This is a genomic window from Pseudomonas sp. TWR2-1-1, assembly GCF_049897045.1.
Taxonomy (GTDB): domain Bacteria; phylum Pseudomonadota; class Gammaproteobacteria; order Pseudomonadales; family Pseudomonadaceae; genus Aquipseudomonas; species Aquipseudomonas versuta.
The window spans coordinates 43752-60332 of the sequence record NZ_JAFCVM010000003.1; the positions used below are offsets into that span (position 1 = coordinate 43752).

Annotated in this window: 13 protein-coding genes and 1 pseudogene; 4 read left to right on the forward strand and 10 right to left on the reverse strand. The window is 58.7% G+C overall.

Translation table 11 applies throughout. From position 1 onward, the window contains the following. Window positions 1-53 precede the first annotated feature (53 nt). The 5 genes from ACP7BO_RS08420 to ACP7BO_RS08440 all read right to left on the reverse strand — a co-directional run bounded on the left by ACP7BO_RS08420 (window position 54) and on the right by ACP7BO_RS08440 (window position 5758). On the reverse strand, window positions 54-1301 hold the full coding sequence (locus ACP7BO_RS08420; RefSeq protein WP_426209579.1) for an aspartate aminotransferase family protein: 1248 nt from the start codon (window positions 1299-1301) through the stop codon (window positions 54-56). A gap of 90 nt (window positions 1302-1391) precedes the next feature. Next, a complete protein-coding gene (locus ACP7BO_RS08425; protein WP_426209582.1) occupies window positions 1392-2216 on the reverse strand; it encodes an ABC transporter permease in 825 nt (274 codons plus the stop codon). Window positions 2217-2221: 5 nt separating this feature from the next. Continuing rightward, window positions 2222-3469: an ABC transporter permease gene (locus tag ACP7BO_RS08430; RefSeq protein ID WP_426209584.1), complete on the reverse strand. Its 1248-nt coding sequence runs from the start codon at window positions 3467-3469 to the stop codon at window positions 2222-2224. Window positions 3470-3479: 10 nt separating this feature from the next. Continuing rightward, window positions 3480-4607, reverse strand: a complete 1128-nt coding sequence (locus tag ACP7BO_RS08435; RefSeq protein ID WP_426209586.1) for an ABC transporter ATP-binding protein — start codon at window positions 4605-4607, stop codon at window positions 3480-3482. A gap of 98 nt (window positions 4608-4705) precedes the next feature. Further along, the gene (locus tag ACP7BO_RS08440) at window positions 4706-5758 is read right to left on the reverse strand and encodes an ABC transporter substrate-binding protein (RefSeq protein WP_426209588.1); all 1053 of its coding nucleotides are present in this window, start codon (window positions 5756-5758) and stop codon (window positions 4706-4708) included. A 476-nt stretch (window positions 5759-6234) separates the two neighbouring features. On the opposite strand from ACP7BO_RS08440, the gene ACP7BO_RS08445 reads away from it, so the two are divergent. After that, window positions 6235-6783: a cupin domain-containing protein gene (locus ACP7BO_RS08445; protein WP_060693068.1), complete on the forward strand. Its 549-nt coding sequence runs from the start codon at window positions 6235-6237 to the stop codon at window positions 6781-6783. Between the two features lie 29 nt (window positions 6784-6812). Here the strand turns inward: ACP7BO_RS08445 and ACP7BO_RS08450 are convergent, their stop codons facing one another. Both ACP7BO_RS08450 and ydiJ read right to left on the reverse strand, forming a co-directional pair. Continuing rightward, window positions 6813-7712: a LysR family transcriptional regulator gene (locus tag ACP7BO_RS08450; RefSeq protein WP_426209590.1), complete on the reverse strand. Its 900-nt coding sequence runs from the start codon at window positions 7710-7712 to the stop codon at window positions 6813-6815. An 82-nt stretch (window positions 7713-7794) separates the two neighbouring features. Then, entirely contained in the window at window positions 7795-10860 is a 3066-nt protein-coding gene (ydiJ, locus tag ACP7BO_RS08455; RefSeq protein ID WP_426209592.1) for a D-2-hydroxyglutarate dehydrogenase YdiJ, read from the reverse strand. A gap of 157 nt (window positions 10861-11017) precedes the next feature. On the opposite strand from ydiJ, the gene ACP7BO_RS08460 reads away from it, so the two are divergent. Then, on the forward strand, window positions 11018-11923 hold the full coding sequence (locus ACP7BO_RS08460) for a LysR substrate-binding domain-containing protein (protein WP_426209594.1): 906 nt from the start codon (window positions 11018-11020) through the stop codon (window positions 11921-11923). 18 nt (window positions 11924-11941) lie between these two features. On the opposite strand, the pseudogene ACP7BO_RS08465 reads toward ACP7BO_RS08460, so the two are convergent. Both ACP7BO_RS08465 and ACP7BO_RS08470 read right to left on the reverse strand, forming a co-directional pair. After that, window positions 11942-12037 (reverse strand): annotated as a pseudogene (locus ACP7BO_RS08465) (rhizopine-binding protein); the annotation flags it as partial. Window positions 12038-12049: 12 nt separating this feature from the next. Further along, window positions 12050-12520 (reverse strand): FAD/FMN-containing dehydrogenase, encoded by a 471-nt coding sequence (locus ACP7BO_RS08470; protein WP_397457048.1) that lies wholly within the window; start codon window positions 12518-12520, stop codon window positions 12050-12052. 278 nt (window positions 12521-12798) lie between these two features. On the opposite strand from ACP7BO_RS08470, the gene ACP7BO_RS08475 reads away from it, so the two are divergent. Further along, the gene (locus tag ACP7BO_RS08475; protein WP_426209597.1) at window positions 12799-14991 is read left to right on the forward strand and encodes a GAF domain-containing protein; all 2193 of its coding nucleotides are present in this window, start codon (window positions 12799-12801) and stop codon (window positions 14989-14991) included. Between the two features lie 77 nt (window positions 14992-15068). Next, window positions 15069-15959 (forward strand): YghX family hydrolase, encoded by an 891-nt coding sequence (gene yghX / locus ACP7BO_RS08480; protein ID WP_426209599.1) that lies wholly within the window; start codon window positions 15069-15071, stop codon window positions 15957-15959. On the opposite strand, the gene ACP7BO_RS08485 is transcribed toward yghX, so the two are convergent. Beyond that, the gene (locus tag ACP7BO_RS08485; protein WP_397457045.1) at window positions 15956-16315 is read right to left on the reverse strand and encodes a hypothetical protein; all 360 of its coding nucleotides are present in this window, start codon (window positions 16313-16315) and stop codon (window positions 15956-15958) included. The two genes, yghX and ACP7BO_RS08485, sit on opposite strands and share 4 nt — an antisense overlap. Window positions 16316-16581: the final 266 nt, after the last annotated feature.

Genomic DNA, 16581 nt, shown 5'->3' on the forward strand with positions numbered 1-16581 from the left:
GATTTTCAGGCACAAAAAAACGCCGGTCAGGGCAACTGACTGGCGTTTTTTTATCAGGCATTGGCGAACTCTGCGCTTAGCCGGGCAGCCGCCTGTGCAAAGGCGTTCTTCATTTCTTCGATCACGCTGTCGGTATGTTCGAAGCTGATGTAGATCCGCCCATAGGGCGACGGCATCATCAACAGCCCGGCTTCACGCAATGCCAGATGCAGAGCCAGGGTGAACCGCGGGTTGGCTGCCCGGGCGGCCTGCTCGTAAGTGCCGGGCGCCGTGGCACCGAGCCAGATTCCGAATACATTGCCGTAGCCGCTGGTGGTAATGGTCACGCCATGGGCCTTGAACAGGCTTTCTATGGCTTGGCGCAAATGGTTGCCTCGGGCCATCAGCGCTTCATAGTCGGCGGTGTCCAGTTGTGCCAGGGTGCTGGTTACGGCTGCGCAGGCCATGGGGTTTCCGCTGAAGGTGCCGCCACGAATCACCCGGCCCTCTTCAAAGCCGGCCAGGATGTGCGGCTTGCCGACCACGGCGGAGACCGACACGCCGTTACCGATGGCCTTGCCGACACTGGCGAGGTCCGGGTCCAGACCCTCGAGCACGCCCGCCAGGCCGGCATACAGCCGAAAGCCCATCAGCACCTCATCACAAATCACCAGGGCGCCGTGTTGGTGGGCGATCTCCTGTACATGCTTGAGGTAACCGGGCAATGCCATGATGCAGCCGGCGTTGGCCAGCATGGGTTCAAGCACAACGGCGGCAATGTCCGGATCTTCGGCAAACAGCCTTTCGACATCGTCAAAGTCGTTGTAGCGCAGCAGGGTCGTGCGCTCGGTCGAGGGGCGCTGGCCATCTTCGAAACCGGCTTCAGTGGAGCTGACATTGCCGTAGCTGACGTCATCAAACCAGCCGTCGAAACCGCCCGCCATCTTGGCAATCTTGCCGCGGCCGGTGTAAGCACGGGCGGCGCGGCAGGCCAGGTGTACCGCTTCGCTGCCGGAGTTGGTGAAGATGACCTTTGACAGTTCGCCGGTATGGCTGGCCAGCGCAGTTGCCGCGCCATGTTCACGCACATGGGCCCAGGAGGGGGCGGCACTGTCGCCCAGCGCTTCGCTGACCGCCATGTTTACCCGGTCATTGGCATGGCCGAGCAGCACTGCGCCGAAGCCCAGCGCGGTATCGATGTAGCGGTGGCCATCAGCATCTTCAAGACAGGCGCCCTTGCCCTTGCGAATGAACAGCTTTTCACCGTTCAGGTCGGGCAGGATGCGGGCTGCACTGGAAACATCACCCACTAGATTAGGCATAGGAACCTCTGAATTTTGACAGTAGTTAGCCGTCCCGGCCTGGCGGCCGGAAGGAAGGTAAAGGTGTTTTGGCGAGCCGCAGCGGGCTGGCTAGGGTTGCTGGATTTTCAGCTTCTCGTTGCGCCGGCGCAGCACTTCCAGGGTCAGCAGCATGGGCACCGAGAGGATGACCATGATGGTGGCAACGGCGGCGATGTTGGGGCTGATGTTCTCCCGTATCCCCGAGAACATTTGCAGGGGCAGGGTTCTTTGCGAAGGGCTGGCCAGGAACAGGGTGACCACCACCTCATCGAAAGACGTGGCAAAGGCAAACAGTCCGCCCGAGATAACGCCGGGGGCAATCAAGGGCAGCACCACCTTGAAAAACACCGTCAGTGGCGGGGCGCCGAGACTGGCTGCGGCCCGGCTCAGGTTGATATTAAAGCCCTGCAGCGTCGCATTGACGGTGATCACCACAAACGGCACACCCAGCATGGCATGCGCCAGGATCAGGCCGATGTAGCTGTTGAGCAGTTGCAGCCGGGCAAAGAAGAAGTACAGGCCGACCGCAACGATGACCAGCGGAACAATCATCGGTGAGATCAGAAAAGCCATCACCAGGCCTTTGCCGCGAAAGTTGCCACGGCACAGGCCCACCGAGGCCATGGTGCCGAATACCATGGCCAGCAAGGTGGCAAACGGCGCAATGATGAAGCTGTTCTTGAATGCCTGGCGCCACTCTTGAGACGACATCAGCTCTTCATACCAGCGAAAGGAAAAGCCATCCATCGGGTAGGTCAGAAACGATGTGGAGTTGAACGACAGGGGAATGATCACCAGTACCGGCACAATCAAGAACAGCAACACCAGCAATGAGATCGAGACCAGTCCCAAGCGGGCCAGTTTCTCTGCAGTGGAAGCATAAGGCTGCATCATGGTGATTACCTCGCCTGGTTCGGGTTAGTGAGTTTGCCGTACACCGAATACAGCAGCAGTGTGGCAATCAGCAGCAGGCTGCCCAGCGCCGAGGCCATGCCCCAGTTAACGGTTTTGTTGGTGTAGAAAGCGACGAAGTAGCTGACCATTTGATCGGCAGCCCCACCGACCAGGGCCGGGGTTACGTAGTAGCCGATGGCGAGAATAAAGGTTAGCAACCCGCCCGCCGCCAGGCCGGCGAATGTCTGAGGAACATAGACCCGCCAGAACGCAACGAATGGGTGCGCGCCCAGTGAAATTGCAGCGCGAACGTAGTTCGACGGAATGCTTTTCATCACGCTGTAGAGCGGCAGGATCATGAATGGCAGCAGCACATGGGTCATGGCAATGATCACCCCGGTGCGGTTGAACACCAGTTGCACAGGGGCGTCCACCACGCCGAGGAACATCAGGGAGCGGTTGATCAGTCCGTCGGCCTGCAACAGCACGATCCACGCTGCGGTACGTACGATCAGTGAGGTCCAGAAAGGCAGCAGCACGCAGATCATCAGCAGATTGCTTTTGCCTTCAGGCAACGTGGCCAGCCAGTAAGCGACCGGAAACCCCAGCAACAGGCAGAGCAGGGTCACCACGCCACCGATATAGAAAGTGCGGGCGAAGATATCGACGTAGATCGACTGGTTCGGCTCGGCTTTGACAATGCTGCCCGTGGCGGAGTCGACCCGGTGATCGAGCGCGGCCAGCAGGAAATAAGGGGTCAGGGTCGACGAGGCCTGCTTCAGGGCTTTCCAGTATTTGACTTCTCCCCAGGCACTGTCGATTGCGATCAGCGCCTCCTGCTTTGAGGCGACATTGCTGTCCGGCAGGTTGCGCAGGGTCTTGGTGATAACGCTGCGATATGCCGGGATCTCATAGCTCAGGCGTTTGGACAGGGCGCCGATCTGACCGTTTTCCCTGGCGCTGGCCAGGTCTGTGATCAGGGCGGCGTAAGTACTCTCACCAGGCAGCGACTTGCCGTTCCATGCTGCCAGTGCCTGGGTGGTGGCGGGCATGGCAGTGTGGACATCGGGGTTGTCGACGCTTCGCGTCAGCATGGTGCCGATAGGAAAGGCGAAACACACCAGCACAAACACAAACAGCGGTGCGATGAGCAGCAGCGATTTGAGTTTGTAGGAGCGCTGGGATTTTTTGAGCTTGGCCCGAAGGTCGATCGCTTGCGTCTTGGGGTGAACTAGTGCGGCTGACTGACTCATGATCGGCGACTCAATGCGTGGTCATGTCCAGGGCACGAATGTGCTCCGGCGCCCAGGAAACGGAAATCGTGCTGCCGACTGTCCAGCTGGCATTCATTTGCGAGGCCGGCAGCTTGATCATGAAATCCGGTTGCCCTGCAATTTCAGTGATCATGCGCACGTGGTCACCCAGATAGATGTACTCCTGGATCCGTGCAGTCAGCGGTGAGCTGCCGGCAGGTCCGACAATCACCCGCTCCGGACGGATACACAGGGCCACCTGATCACCGGGCACTGCCTCAACCACCGATATCGCCCGGATCAGGCTGCCGTCGGCCAGACGCGCAACCGTGAGGCCTGCGTCCTTGTAAACGAAGGTGCCGAGCAGGGTGTTGTTTTCACCGATAAATTGCGCAACGAAGCGGGTGGTCGGGGCTTCATAAATGGCTGGCGGTGAGTCGATCTGCTGGATGATGCCGTCATTGAACACCGCGACCCGGTCCGACATGGTCAGTGCTTCGCTCTGGTCATGGGTCACATACACCACGGTCAGGCCAAGTTGCTGGTGCAGGTGTTTGATTTCCAGTTGCATGTGTTCACGCAGCTGCTTGTCGAGCGCGCCCAGGGGCTCATCCATCAATACCAGCTTGGGTTCAAACACCAGCGCCCGCGCCAGTGCGACGCGCTGCTGCTGACCGCCCGACAGTTGCGCCGGGTAGCGTGTGGCGAACTCGGAGAGTTTCACCATATCCAGTGCTTTACGTACTTTGGCCTTTCGGTCGACGCTGTTCATTTTGCGTACGGAAAGCGGAAAGGCGAGATTTTGCTCGATGGTCATGTGCGGAAACAGCGCGTAGTTCTGGAACACCATGCCGATATCGCGCTTGTGTGGCGGCAGATTGTGCAGCGGCTTGTCCTTGAGGAAAATCTCGCCGTGGGTCGGCGTTTCGAAACCGGCCAGCATCATCAGGCTGGTGGTTTTACCCGAACCCGACGGGCCGAGCAGGGTGACGAACTCACCCTCTTTGATATCAAGGTTCAGGTCCTTTACGACGGGACGAATGCCATCGTAGGTTTTCTGGATATTTTTGAAACTGACCAGGTGTTTCAAGGGGCAATCCTCATTCGTGAGTAGGCACCAATCATCTTTGCTACTCATCTGCCTGTTCACGGGAAATGAAGAAGCAATGGTTGAACGCTCAAGCGCTATCACCTGCCACCCGGGAGCGAATGGCAGGCTGATCCAGGCAAGGTCTGTTACTTCTGGGCAACCCAGGCGTTAAAGCGCTCGGTCAGCGGTTCAATGTTTTCCACCCAGAAATCCACATCAATCGGCACCGAACGGGCAAGGTTTTCAGGGGTTGTCGGCAACACCGCCTGGAGGTCTGCCGGTACCAGGTCGTTGGCTTTTTTGTTGGTCAGGCCGTAGGCGATGAACTTGGGCAGTTTTGCCTGATTTTCAGGCTTGCTGGCGAAGGCGATAAAGTCCATGGCGGCGGCTTTGTTCGCGCTGCCTTTGAGCACTGTCCATGAGTCGATGGCCGAGACGCTGCCATCCCACAGGAACTTGAAGTTCTTGCCTTCGGTGTTGTTGAACCCGGTGATGCGGCCGTTGTAGGAAGAGCTCATGACCACGTCGCCCGCGGTCAGCATTTGCAGGGGTTGGGCGCCGGCTTCCCACCACACAATGCTCGGCTTGATTTGCTGCAGTTTGTTGAAGGCACGGTCGACGCCTTCAGGCGTACGCAATACCTCGTAAACCTCGGAAGGTTTTACCCCGTCAGCAATCAGTGCGAACTCCAGAGAGTATTTAGGGCCTTTGCGCAGGCCGCGTTTGCCGGGGAATTTCTGGGTGTCGAAGAAGTCGGCCCAGGAGGTCGGTCCGACTTTGAGTTTGTCACCATCCCACGACAGACCGGTGTTCCAGACGATGTTACCGACCCCGCATTCATTCACGGCCTCGGGGATGAAATCAGCCTTGTCGCCGATTTTTGCCCAGTCGATCTTTTCGTAAAGCCCGGACTCGCAGCCCAGTGCCAGGTCTTCAGCTTCAACCTCTACCACGTCCCAATTGGGGTTGCCCGCCTTGACCTTTGCGTCAAGCACACCCACGCCACCGTCCCAGCTCTGGTCGAGTACATTTTTGCCGGTCTGTTTTGCATAAGGGGTGAAGAACAGCTCGCGCTGAGCATCCTGGAAATTTCCCCCCCAGGAAACGATTGTCAGGTCACGGGCGCTGGCCGCTTGAGAAACGGCAATACCGATGAGGGCAAATCCAAAAGCTGCAAAAGCGTGGCATGGTTTGTGCATTTTGAACCTCGACGCAGATGTTGTGTTGGTGTGGTAAAAATTTTTACCACTCAAAAATAGCTCAGGCAAGTCTTATTTTTTGTCAGGTCAAGAAAACTTCAAATCGCCCGGATTACGGCAAGCGATTGTTTTTTAACGCCTAAAATTTGTTGATTGAGGGTTGTTGAGGCAGGGCGAAAAATTCTCTGATGTGTGCAGGAAGCGTTTTGCCCATGAATGAGCCTTCAGGGAATCGTGTTACTTTGTTCCCGTTGGGATGTGCAGCAGGGTGCGAAACAACCCAAGTCGGGGCGCTTGAATTATTTTTTTACCGTAAAAAGGTCCCCGGCAGCTCAAGGACGGAATCGAAATTTTGCCCACTCGGGTGCCGTATGTCTGAGGAATCAACCGTGATAGAAACATCGGCGACCGGCCGAAGCCCGCATGCTCCAGGGGAGCCCTCTGAGAGCACTGGCGAACACTACGAAACTGCTTCAGTGGGAGCACGGCTGAAGGCTTTGCGACAAAGTCGCGGGCTCTCGATTCGGGGGCTGGCAGAGCTGGCCGGGGTGCCGCATGCCACGCTTTCGATTATCGAACGGGATAAATCCAGCCCGTCAGTGAGTATCCTCAAGCGCTTGCTGCGCCCCCTGAACGTCACTCTCAGTGTGTTTTTTTCAGACTCTGCCGTCGTCGATCGCGCGGTTTTTTATAAAGCCAGTGAGCTGGTAGAGCTGGCTGATGGCAAGAAGCTGTCTTACCGGCAAGTAGGCGCGAACCTGACTAACAGCTCGATGATGATCCTGCATGAGCGCTATGAGCCGGGCGCAGACACCGGGCAGGAAGGTGAAGAGCTTTACTCCCATGAAGCGGAAGAGGGCGGCATCATCATTGAAGGCCGTCTGGAAATGACGGTGGGTGATGAAGTCCGGGTCCTTTCGGTGGGGGATGCGTATTACTTCGACAGTCGGCTTCCGCACCGGATGCGCAATCCTTTTGACGAAGTTTGCATTGTGGTCAGTGCGGTGTCTCCGCCGACCTTCTAAGCCCGTTTGCCCATGGCATCAGCCATGGGTCAATCCCAGGGCGCCTGCAACAACTTCTGTTCCAGAAAGTCGCGAAACGCCCGGATTCTGGGGCTCAAGTGTTTGCGATTGGAGTAGATGAGGTAGATGGGTTCTTTGGTGGGAATGTCGAACGCCTGCAACACAGGCACAAGCCTTTGCGCCTTGATATCGGCACCAATATGAAACTGCGCCAGCTTGACGATGCCGCCGCCGCCCAGCGCTATATCGCGCAGCAGGTCACCCTGGGCGAACACCGCCTTGGGGGTGATCGCAATCGTGACCTTCTCCTGGTTCACCACAAACTGCCAATTGTTCCAGGCGCTGTTGAAGCCGAAGTTAAAGCAGTCGTGAGTCATCAGTTCTTCGGGGTGAACGGGCGTGCCACGGCGTGCCAGATACTCCGGTGATGCACAGGTGACCCAGGCACTTTCGCCGATTTTTCGTGCAATTCGCGATGAGTCGGGCAGCACGCCGCTGTGGATGGCGATGTCGAGCCCCTGATCGAAGTGGTCGACGTACTGGGCGCCGACCTGGATATCGACGGTCAGCCCGGGGTAAGTGGCAAGGAACTCCGGCAGCCAGGGCAGGATTTGATGCTTGGCGAACGTGGTCATGGTGTGAATCCGCAGCGAGCCACTGACCCGGGTGGGGAAGGCTTCGGCCAACGAATCGGCTTCGGCCATGGCATTGATCACCTCGCGGGCACTGACCAGATATGCCGAGCCTTCTTCGGTGAGCGTGAGGCTGCGGTTCCCGCGCTGAAAGAGCCGCACCTGCAGACGGTTTTCAAGGCGTGTGATCAGCTTGCTGATGGTGGACGGGGTTAACCCGTTCGCTCTGGCTGCCGCAGAAAAGTTGCCATGTTCGTTGGCCCACATGAAGGCCTGCAGTTGCGAAAAATTGTCCATCCAGGTTCCTTGGCGACACAACACAGACCTGTGCAGCCCCCCTGTGTGGGCGGGCATCGCTACAGTGCGGGGCGTCAGCCTGTCATCTTTGCGCGGCCTGAACAACAGGCTCTCCCTCGCGAAGATGGCCCAGCAGTGCCTGCAGGGGGTGCAGCAATTCTTTGCCTGCCTGGCGCTTGACCTGGCTTCTGCAGGAATACCCGTCCGCCAGGAGCGTGCCGTCGCCGTGATGCTGCTCTACCAGTGGCTGCCACGATTGCGAGTAGATGATCTGCGAGGTCTTCACGTTGCGTGTTTCATGGCCGTAGGTGCCGGACATGCCACAGCAACCGCTGGGCAAAACCTTGAGGCTCAGCCCCCATCCTGCGAATACCTTTTGCCACAGGTCAATGCTCGCGGGCTCATTGGTGCGCTCGGTGCAATGGGGCAAGAAGTGAAAGACCTTTTGCGGACCGGCCGGTGACTGGAGCGGCATGGCGCTCGCCAGCCACTCCTGCGCCAGAGCCACCTGCGGCACCGTGCCGTGATCCAGGGTTTTGGCGTATTCCTGGCGGTAGACCAGGGTCATTGCCGGGTCCAGCCCCACCAGCGGCACGCCGCAGTTTTGCAGGGCCAGCAGGCCCCGTGCATTGTGCGCTGCCGCTTTCTTGAAGGCGCCCAGCAGACCTTGCACTTGCAGGGGTTTGCCATTGGGTGCGAAGGGCGCCAGATAGACCTGATAGCCAAGCCGCCTGATCAGCTCGATCCATTGTGCGGCCACCGGCGTTTCGAAATAGCGGGTGAACGCATCCTGAACCAGGATGACGCTGCGCTGGCGCTGTGGGTCGGTTAGTCGCGAAAGGGTTTTGACCGTCGCCATTTGCACGTTCCATGTGGCGCACACCCGGTGAAAGTCCATGGCGCTCAGTAGCGGGCTATCGACCATTCCGACCACATGTTCAAGCATGAACTTGACGGGCCTGGCCCCCATCATGGCGTTGTACAGGCTCGGGAAGCGCGCGATCACGGGAATGCTGAACTCAAGTGAACCGACCACATAGTCCTTGAGCGGGCGCAGGTAACGACTGTGATAAAGCTCAAGAAAACGTGCCCTGAAATCCGGAACATTGACCTTGACCGGGCACTGCCCGGCGCAGGATTTGCACGCCAGGCAGCCGGCCATGGCGTCATAGACCTGATGTGAAAAGTCCTTCTGCCCCAACCGTCGGGCAAGGGTGTTGCGGGCTTTGCCAAGCCAGCTCCGGAGGGACGAAGTTGCAGCTGGATTGCCCAGCACGTCCACGCCTTGCGCACCCTGCAGGCGCAACCATTCGCGCACCAGTGAAGCGCGGCCCTTGGGTGAATGGATACGGTCGCGGGTGGCTTTCCAGGAGGGGCACATGGCGTCATCGGGGTCGAAGTTGTAGCAGGCACCATTGCCATTGCATTGCACGGCACTCTGGTAGCTTTGCCATACCCGTTGATCAATCTGGCGATCGAGGTCGCCGCGCAGCGTAACCTCGTCCACCGCTGTCAGCCTGGCCTGGCTGATGCGCGCCGCAGTGGCAATTTTCCCGGGGTTCAATTGATTGAACGGGTCAAATGCTGCCTTGATGGCCTGGAGCGAGGGGTAAAGGGCGCCAAAAAAATCAGGCACATATTCAGAGCGCAGGCCTTTGCCGTGTTCGCCCCACAGCAGCCCCCCGTACTTTTTCGTCAGCGCCGCGACTGCGTCCGAAAGCGGGCGAATCAGTGCCGCCTGGGCCGGGTCTTTCATGTCCAGGATGGGCCTTACGTGCAGTACCCCGGCATCAACATGACCGAACATACCGTATTCGAGATTGTGCCCGTCGAGCAGGGCGCGAAACTCTGCGATGTAATCCGCCAGGTGCTCCGGTGGCACGGCAGTGTCTTCGACAAACGGCTGGGGTCTGGCTTCGCCCTGCACATTGCCCAGCAGCCCGACCGAGCGTTTGCGCATGCTGTAAACACGCTTCACCGCTTCGTTGCCGATGGCCAGCGTATGACCGAGACGGCTGACGCCGGTATCGGTTCGAAGGTGCTCGATGAAGTCATTGACGCGCTGCTCCAGCCGCCCCTGGTCGTCGTCGCAGAACTCGATCAGGTTGATACCTGCGGTGGGGCGGTCCGGGTCCTGGGGGAAGTATTCAGCCACGCCGTGCCACACGATGTCCTGCATCGCCAGCATCAGCACTTTTGAGTCCACGGTCTCGATAGACAACGGCTTGAGTGCCATCAACGCCTTGGCATCGCGCAATGCGTCCATAAAGCCGGCATAGCTCACGTTGACCAGAATGGAGTGGCGGGGGATCGGCAGTACATTGAGTCTGGCTTCGACAATAAAGCCCAGGCTGCCCTCGGAACCGCACAGAACACTGTTGAGATTGAAGCCGCCATCTGCCTCGCGCAGGTGGGCAAGGTCATAGCCGGTGAGGCAGCGATTGAGCTTGGGAAAGATGTCCTGGATCAGCTGTTGCTGGCTGTCGGCAATCTCCTGGGTGCAGCGATAGACCTCGCCGATGATGTCCTGGCGGGCGGCTTGCTGCCGGGCCTGGCTGGCGTCCACGGCCTGGCTGTCGAGCCTGCGGCCGCCCATCAGAACGGTCGAAAGCGCCAATACATGGTCGCGGGTTTTGCCATAGGTACAACTGCCCTGGCCGCTGGCATCGGTATTGATCATCCCGCCAATGGTGGCGCGGTTGGAGGTGGACAGTTCGGGGGCAAAGAACAGGCCGTGGGGTTTGAGTGCCGCATTCAACTGGTCTTTAACCACACCGCTCTGAACGCGCACCCAGCGCTCATCGGGGTTGATCTCGAGAATCCGGTTCAGGTGTCTGGACAGATCGACGATCACCCCGTCTGTGAGCGACTGGCCATTGGTGCCGGTACCCCCGCCGCGGGCAGTCAGTACCACCGAGCGAAACCTGGGCTGCGCCGCGAGCCTGGCCACCAGCTCCACGTCCGCGCAGTGCCTGGGAAATATGGCGGCCTGGGGCAGGCGCTGGTAGATCGAATTGTCGGTCGACAGCACCGTGCGCACAGCATAATCGCTCGCGATTTCGCCCTCGAACCCCTCAGTTTTCAGGTCGCTCAGAAAACTTTGGTACAGGCCTGGCTGGCCATTTACGGGGATGAGGCGGGCGATCATCAAGATGTTTCCTGCAGGCTAAATTCGTTTTTGTATTCGCTTAACGTATGCTCTTTTACAGGCACAGGTCAGAGCAGAACTGGATTTGGCCTTATTGTCAGGGCGTCGTCTGCACAGGGCAAACGTAAAACGCGCAGCATTTGCATGAGGTTTATGAATGAATCCGAGGCGCCTAACCCCCTCGATGTCGGTACTGGTGGCGTTCGAAGCGGCAGCCAGGCATTGCAGTTTCACCAAGGCGGCCGATGAGCTGTCATTGACCCAAAGCGCTGTCAGCCGTCAGGTGCAGGCGCTGGAGGCTTTACTCGGGGTCGATCTGTTTAACCGTGAGGGTCGGCGTATCGAGCTGACGGCTGCCGGCGCGCTGTATCAACATGAGCTGTCAGCGGCGTTGGGCCGAATCCGTAGCGCGACCCTGCAGACCATTGCCTTCAGTTCAGGGGGCGGCACGCTGCACCTGGCGGTTCTGCCTACGTTCGGTTCGAAATGGCTGTTGCCGCGCATGAATGACTTCTACACCAGGCACCCCGACATCGTGGTGCATATCCACTCGCGCATCATGCACGCCGACCTGGCCAGCGCTGCGGGGGATATGAACGCGATCATCGTGGCCGGTTCGGGGCCATGGCCGGGGTTTATCTCGCACAAGCTGTTGACGGAAAAACTGGTGGTGGTGGCCAGCCCTGCGGCGCTGCCTGAATACCGCGCCATGACCCCGGCGGACCTTGCCGCCAGTCACTCGCTGCTCAATGTGGTGTCCAGGCCCAACGCTTGGTCGGACTGGTTTGAACGCCATGCGCTGGATCATCGGATGATGCGTTCGGGGCCCGGTTTCGAGCTTACCGCGCACTTGATTCAGGCCGTGGTGGCAGGCATCGGCATCGGTCTGGTGCCGCGTATTCTGGTTCAGGATGAGATCAGGGCGGGCACGCTGGTGACCCTGTTCGAACCGATGGAAAGCGGCAGGGGCTATTACCTGGCGTATGCCAACCGGTACCAGAACCTGCCGTCGCTGATGGCCTTCAGCGAGTGGCTGCAGAGCCTGCCGTTTCCCGACAATTAAACCTTCGGTGCCGGTCTTTTATTTAAAGTGCTGTTCATACATCTCGACCTGGTCCGGGGTGATCAGTTTGAAGGGCACCCAGACTTCAGCCTCAACGGGTTCGCCCTTGATCACCTACCGCCCCGGTTATTGGGCCGGCAGTTTTTCCAGTGCGGCGCGCAGTTCATCGGCGGAGGCAAATTCCTGCTGTGCAACCAGGGTGGCGTCGTCCAGTTGCAGCCACAGCACCTTGTCTTCAGCGCCCGGGTAGTGGGCGGCAATACTGCCATCGCGGTCGAGTACAACGCGGTAGCTGTAGTCACGCATGGCCGGGATTGCGATAAATTTGCCGATCAGCGATGGCATGCGCTGCACATCGGCAAGAAAGGCTACATTGCGCGCTTCCAGATAACCCTTGGGCTGGTTTTCCAGCGCGGCCTTCACCAGCTTGGAACCGTCCATGTTGCGCGCCACCAGTAGCACGCGGGTTTTTGCATCCAGAGTAAAGGGCTGATCGTATTGGTCCTGTAAGGTCCAGGGGGTCAGGCGCTCACCGATATTGGCGGCAAATGCGGGTATGGTCAGCGCGCTCAACAGCAACACAAGTGCAATTTTCACCGTTTGATTCCTCTTGTTTCAGGTCGTGTGTGCGCCGGGTCCGGCTTGGTCGCCAACAGGCATGCGAGGCGGCGGATGGTATCTGTGCGGCCGGTTTAACGACACCGGTAAAGTCATGAAGCCGATCTGTTCAGTGCCAGACCGGGGAGCACATGGCGCATTTATTAGGTGTGCAGGGTTGGAACCAAGTATTTTCAAGATATGTCTACCCGGTGGTGGCCTGTCATATAATCGGCGGTGCTTTTTTGGCAACTCGTGGTAATCAAGGTAAGAGCGTAATGGCTGACTGGCTCCAGCATGACGGTGTAATGGCCCAAAGAATCAGGAATCATGACTGGGCCAATACGTCTCTTGGCCCTCTGAACACTTGGCCGGATGTTTTGAAAACCACTGTAGCGCTGGCGCTGGATTCGCACTTTCCGCAATCGATTGTCTGGGGCGCGGATTTAATCACCCTGTACAACGATGCATTTGTGCCCATTCTGGGCAACAAGCCTGAAGCCCTGGGGCGGCCTTTCAATGAAGTCTGGAAAGAAGCCTGGAGCGAAATCAGTGCCATTGCCGATGCAGCGTTTGCCGGGCAAGCCACCTATATCGAAAACTTCCCCCTGGTGATTGAGCGCAGCCAGCGGCCAGAGCTGGCTTACTTCACTTTTTGCTACAGCCCTGTGCGCGATCAGTTCGGCCAGGTCGTGGGGATGCTCAATACGGTGACCGAAACCACGGCCACGGTGCTTATGACTCAGCGCCTGGCGGTGCTGGATGCCATCGGCAGCGCCGTGATCGAGACCAGCGATCCCCAGGCAATCATGCGGACCACCATGCGCATGCTGGCCGAGTACCTGAAGGTCACCCATTGCGCCTACGCGGACATGGAGGCCGACGAAGACGGATTTTTCATTCGGGACAACTGGCTCGTCGAAGGCGCTACCAGCTTGTGCGGCCAGTACCGCCTGAGTGATTTCGGGGAAGGGGTGCTGGCCTGCCTTCGCGCCGGCCAGCCGCTGGTGATCAATGACATTGCAACCGATCTGGCCCCTGAGGTTGCAGCCATTTTCAGCGCGTTCGGTATTGTCTCTACCTTGTGCCTGCCGCTGATCAAGGGCGGCAAACTGACGGCCCTGATGGCCATTCACGACAAGGTGCCACGCACCTGGTCGCCCTATGAGCTGGCCTTGCTGGGTGAAGTGACAGAGCGTTGCTGGGCCCATATTGAGCGTGCCCGTGCCGACGGTGCTGTGCGTGAGGGGCTGGCAGCACTGGAAAGGTTGAACCTGACAATCGAGGAGCGGGTTCAGGAACGAACCGCGCGCCTGCTGGTTGCCGAGGCGGCATTGCGCCAGTCGCAAAAGCTAGAGGCCATCGGCCAGCTCACAGGCGGTGTGGCCCATGACTTTAATAACCTGCTGACCATTATTCGCTCCTCGGTGGACTTTCTGCGCATGCCCAACCTCTCTGCCGAGCGCCGGGAGCGTTACATGAGCGCGGTCTCTGACACCGTCGAGCGAGCCAGCAAGCTGACCAGCCAACTGCTGGCCTTCGCCCGGCGCCAGCCGCTCAACCCTCAAGTATTCAATGTGGGGCGGCGGATACAGGACATCGGTGACATGCTCGATACGCTCACGGGCTCGCGTATTCAAGTCATCGTCCAGTTACCCGAACACGCGTATTACGTGCACGCTGACTCCAGTCAATTTGAAACGGCGCTCATTAACATCGCCCTCAACGCCCGCGATGCGATGCAGGGCCAGGGAACGCTGATACTGCGTCTGGATCACAGTGGCCCGCTGCCGCCGATCCGCGGTCATGCCGGTTCCAGTGAGCACTTCACCGCTGTTTCCTTGCAGGACACAGGCAGCGGGATTGACGCCCGGACCCTGGAGCATATTTTCGAGCCTTTTTTCACCACCAAGGAGGTTGGCAGGGGCACCGGGCTGGGGTTGTCCCAGGTTTTCGGCTTCGCCAAACAATCTGGCGGAAACGTCGATGTATCGAGTGTTGTCGGTCAGGGCGCGCGGTTCACACTGTATTTGCCGCAGGTCAGTGCCGCCGGGGCCGCTGAGTCGCGCCCCGAGGGCAGGCAAAGCCTTGAGCCGTCCGGAGAAGAGGGCAAATACCGGGTGTTGATCGTTGAAGACAACCTTGAGGTGGGGCGTTTTGCCAATCAGATCCTGCAGGATCTTGGCTATGAAACCGCTTGGGCGGCCAATGCCGAAGAGGCATTGCTGATGGTCGGCACTGATGCAATGGCGTTCGACGCCATTTTTTCAGACGTGGTCATGCCCGGGATGACCGGGGTTGCGCTGGCCAAAGAGTTGCGTCGGCGCCGCCCTGAACTGCCGGTGATTCTGGCCTCCGGCTACAGTGATGAGTTGGCCCGCGGCAGTTGTGAGGGGGTAGAGTTTTTGGCCAAGCCGTATTCGGCGGATCAGGTTTCTCGTATTTTGGCCAAGGCTATCAGCAGGAAGTAATTGCAAGCGCAGGGTTGTGACAAGTGATGCTGCGTTTGTTTATGGAAAGTCAAAACTGTCCAGAAGGAAGCGCACAGATGCCCCGTCTCACTGCTAAAGACTTTGCTCCTGAATTGCTTGAACTGTATGACTTTTACGCCCATGGCCAGATCAATCGGCGCGAGTTTCTTGACCGGGCTGCGATCTTGTCTGTTGGGGTATCGGCGCTTTCAGTGCTGAGCGCACTCAGTCCGAACTATGCCCTTGCCGAGCAAGTGGCTTTTACCGACCCGGACATCGTGGCCGAGTACATCATGTACCCCTCGCCCAAGGGGCACGGGCAGGTGCGCGGTTACCTGGTGCGTCCGGCCGGGGCGCAGGGCAAGTTGCCCGCAGTGGTGGTGGTACACGAGAATCGTGGCCTCAACCCCTATATCGAGGATGTCGCCCGGCGTTTGGCCAAGCAGGGTTTTATTGCCCTTGCGCCCGACGGCCTGTCGTCGGTTGGGGGCTATCCGGGCAACGACGAAAAGGGCCTGGCACTGCAGCAGACGGTTGATCCCGAAAAGCTGATGAATGATTTTTTTGCGGCCATTGAATGGTTGATGCAGCACGATGCCAGCACGGGGAAAGTCGGGATTACCGGCTTCTGTTATGGCGGCGGCGTGGTCAATGCGGCGGCAGTGGCGTATCCGGAACTGGCGGCTGCAGTGTCTTTTTACGGACGTCAGCCCGATGCGAATGAGGTCAGCCGGATCGAGGCACCGATCATGCTGCATTACGCCGGGCTGGATACACGCATCAATGAGGGCTGGCCGGCCTATGAGAAGGCTCTGAAAGCCAATGGCAAAACGTACCAGGCGTTTATCTACCCGAACGTGAATCATGGTTTTCATAATGACTCCACGCCTCGCTACGATGAAGCTGCTGCGACGCTGGCGTGGAGCAGGACCCTGGACTGGTTTGGCAAATACCTGTCGGCCTCTTAGCGTTTGCTCGACAGACGTTTTGGCCAATTGCCGCCACAGGCCCGCTGGCATTCTTCTTCTGAGTCGTAATAGACGTGGGTGGCGGCATTACGCACCCGCACATCGGCATCCGTCAGGGCCTTGTCGGTCAGCTCGACCATAAAGTGAGCTTCGCCATCAGCCAGGGCGAAGTCTTTGCTGTCTTTGGTGTCGAACACCCACACCACCTTCAGGCTGGCAGGGAAGGCCTCATAGTTGACCGTGTGGGTCAGCCAGACAAACCCCGGAATTTCATCTTTCGCCTTTTCACAGGCAATGGTCAGGGCTTTAACCAGGCGGCGTTCAATTTTGGCCTGGTTGGCTTTGCTTAAAGACATGGGTGAATCCTGTTGGCGGGCGGGGCAAAGGGCCAATCATACGTGAGTTTGGACTTTAGAGTCTGGTTGTGGGTGCCGGCGATTCGGGTGCCGGGGGCTGGTCTGATGCACCACAGCGATTTCATCGCGGGCAAGCCCGCTCCCACAGGTTTGATGCAGCTGTTGTGGGGAGCTGGCTGCCGGCGATTCCCACAGGTTTGATGCAGCTGTTGTGGGGAGCTGGCTGCCGGCGATTCCCACAGGTTTGATGCAGCTGTTGTGGGGAC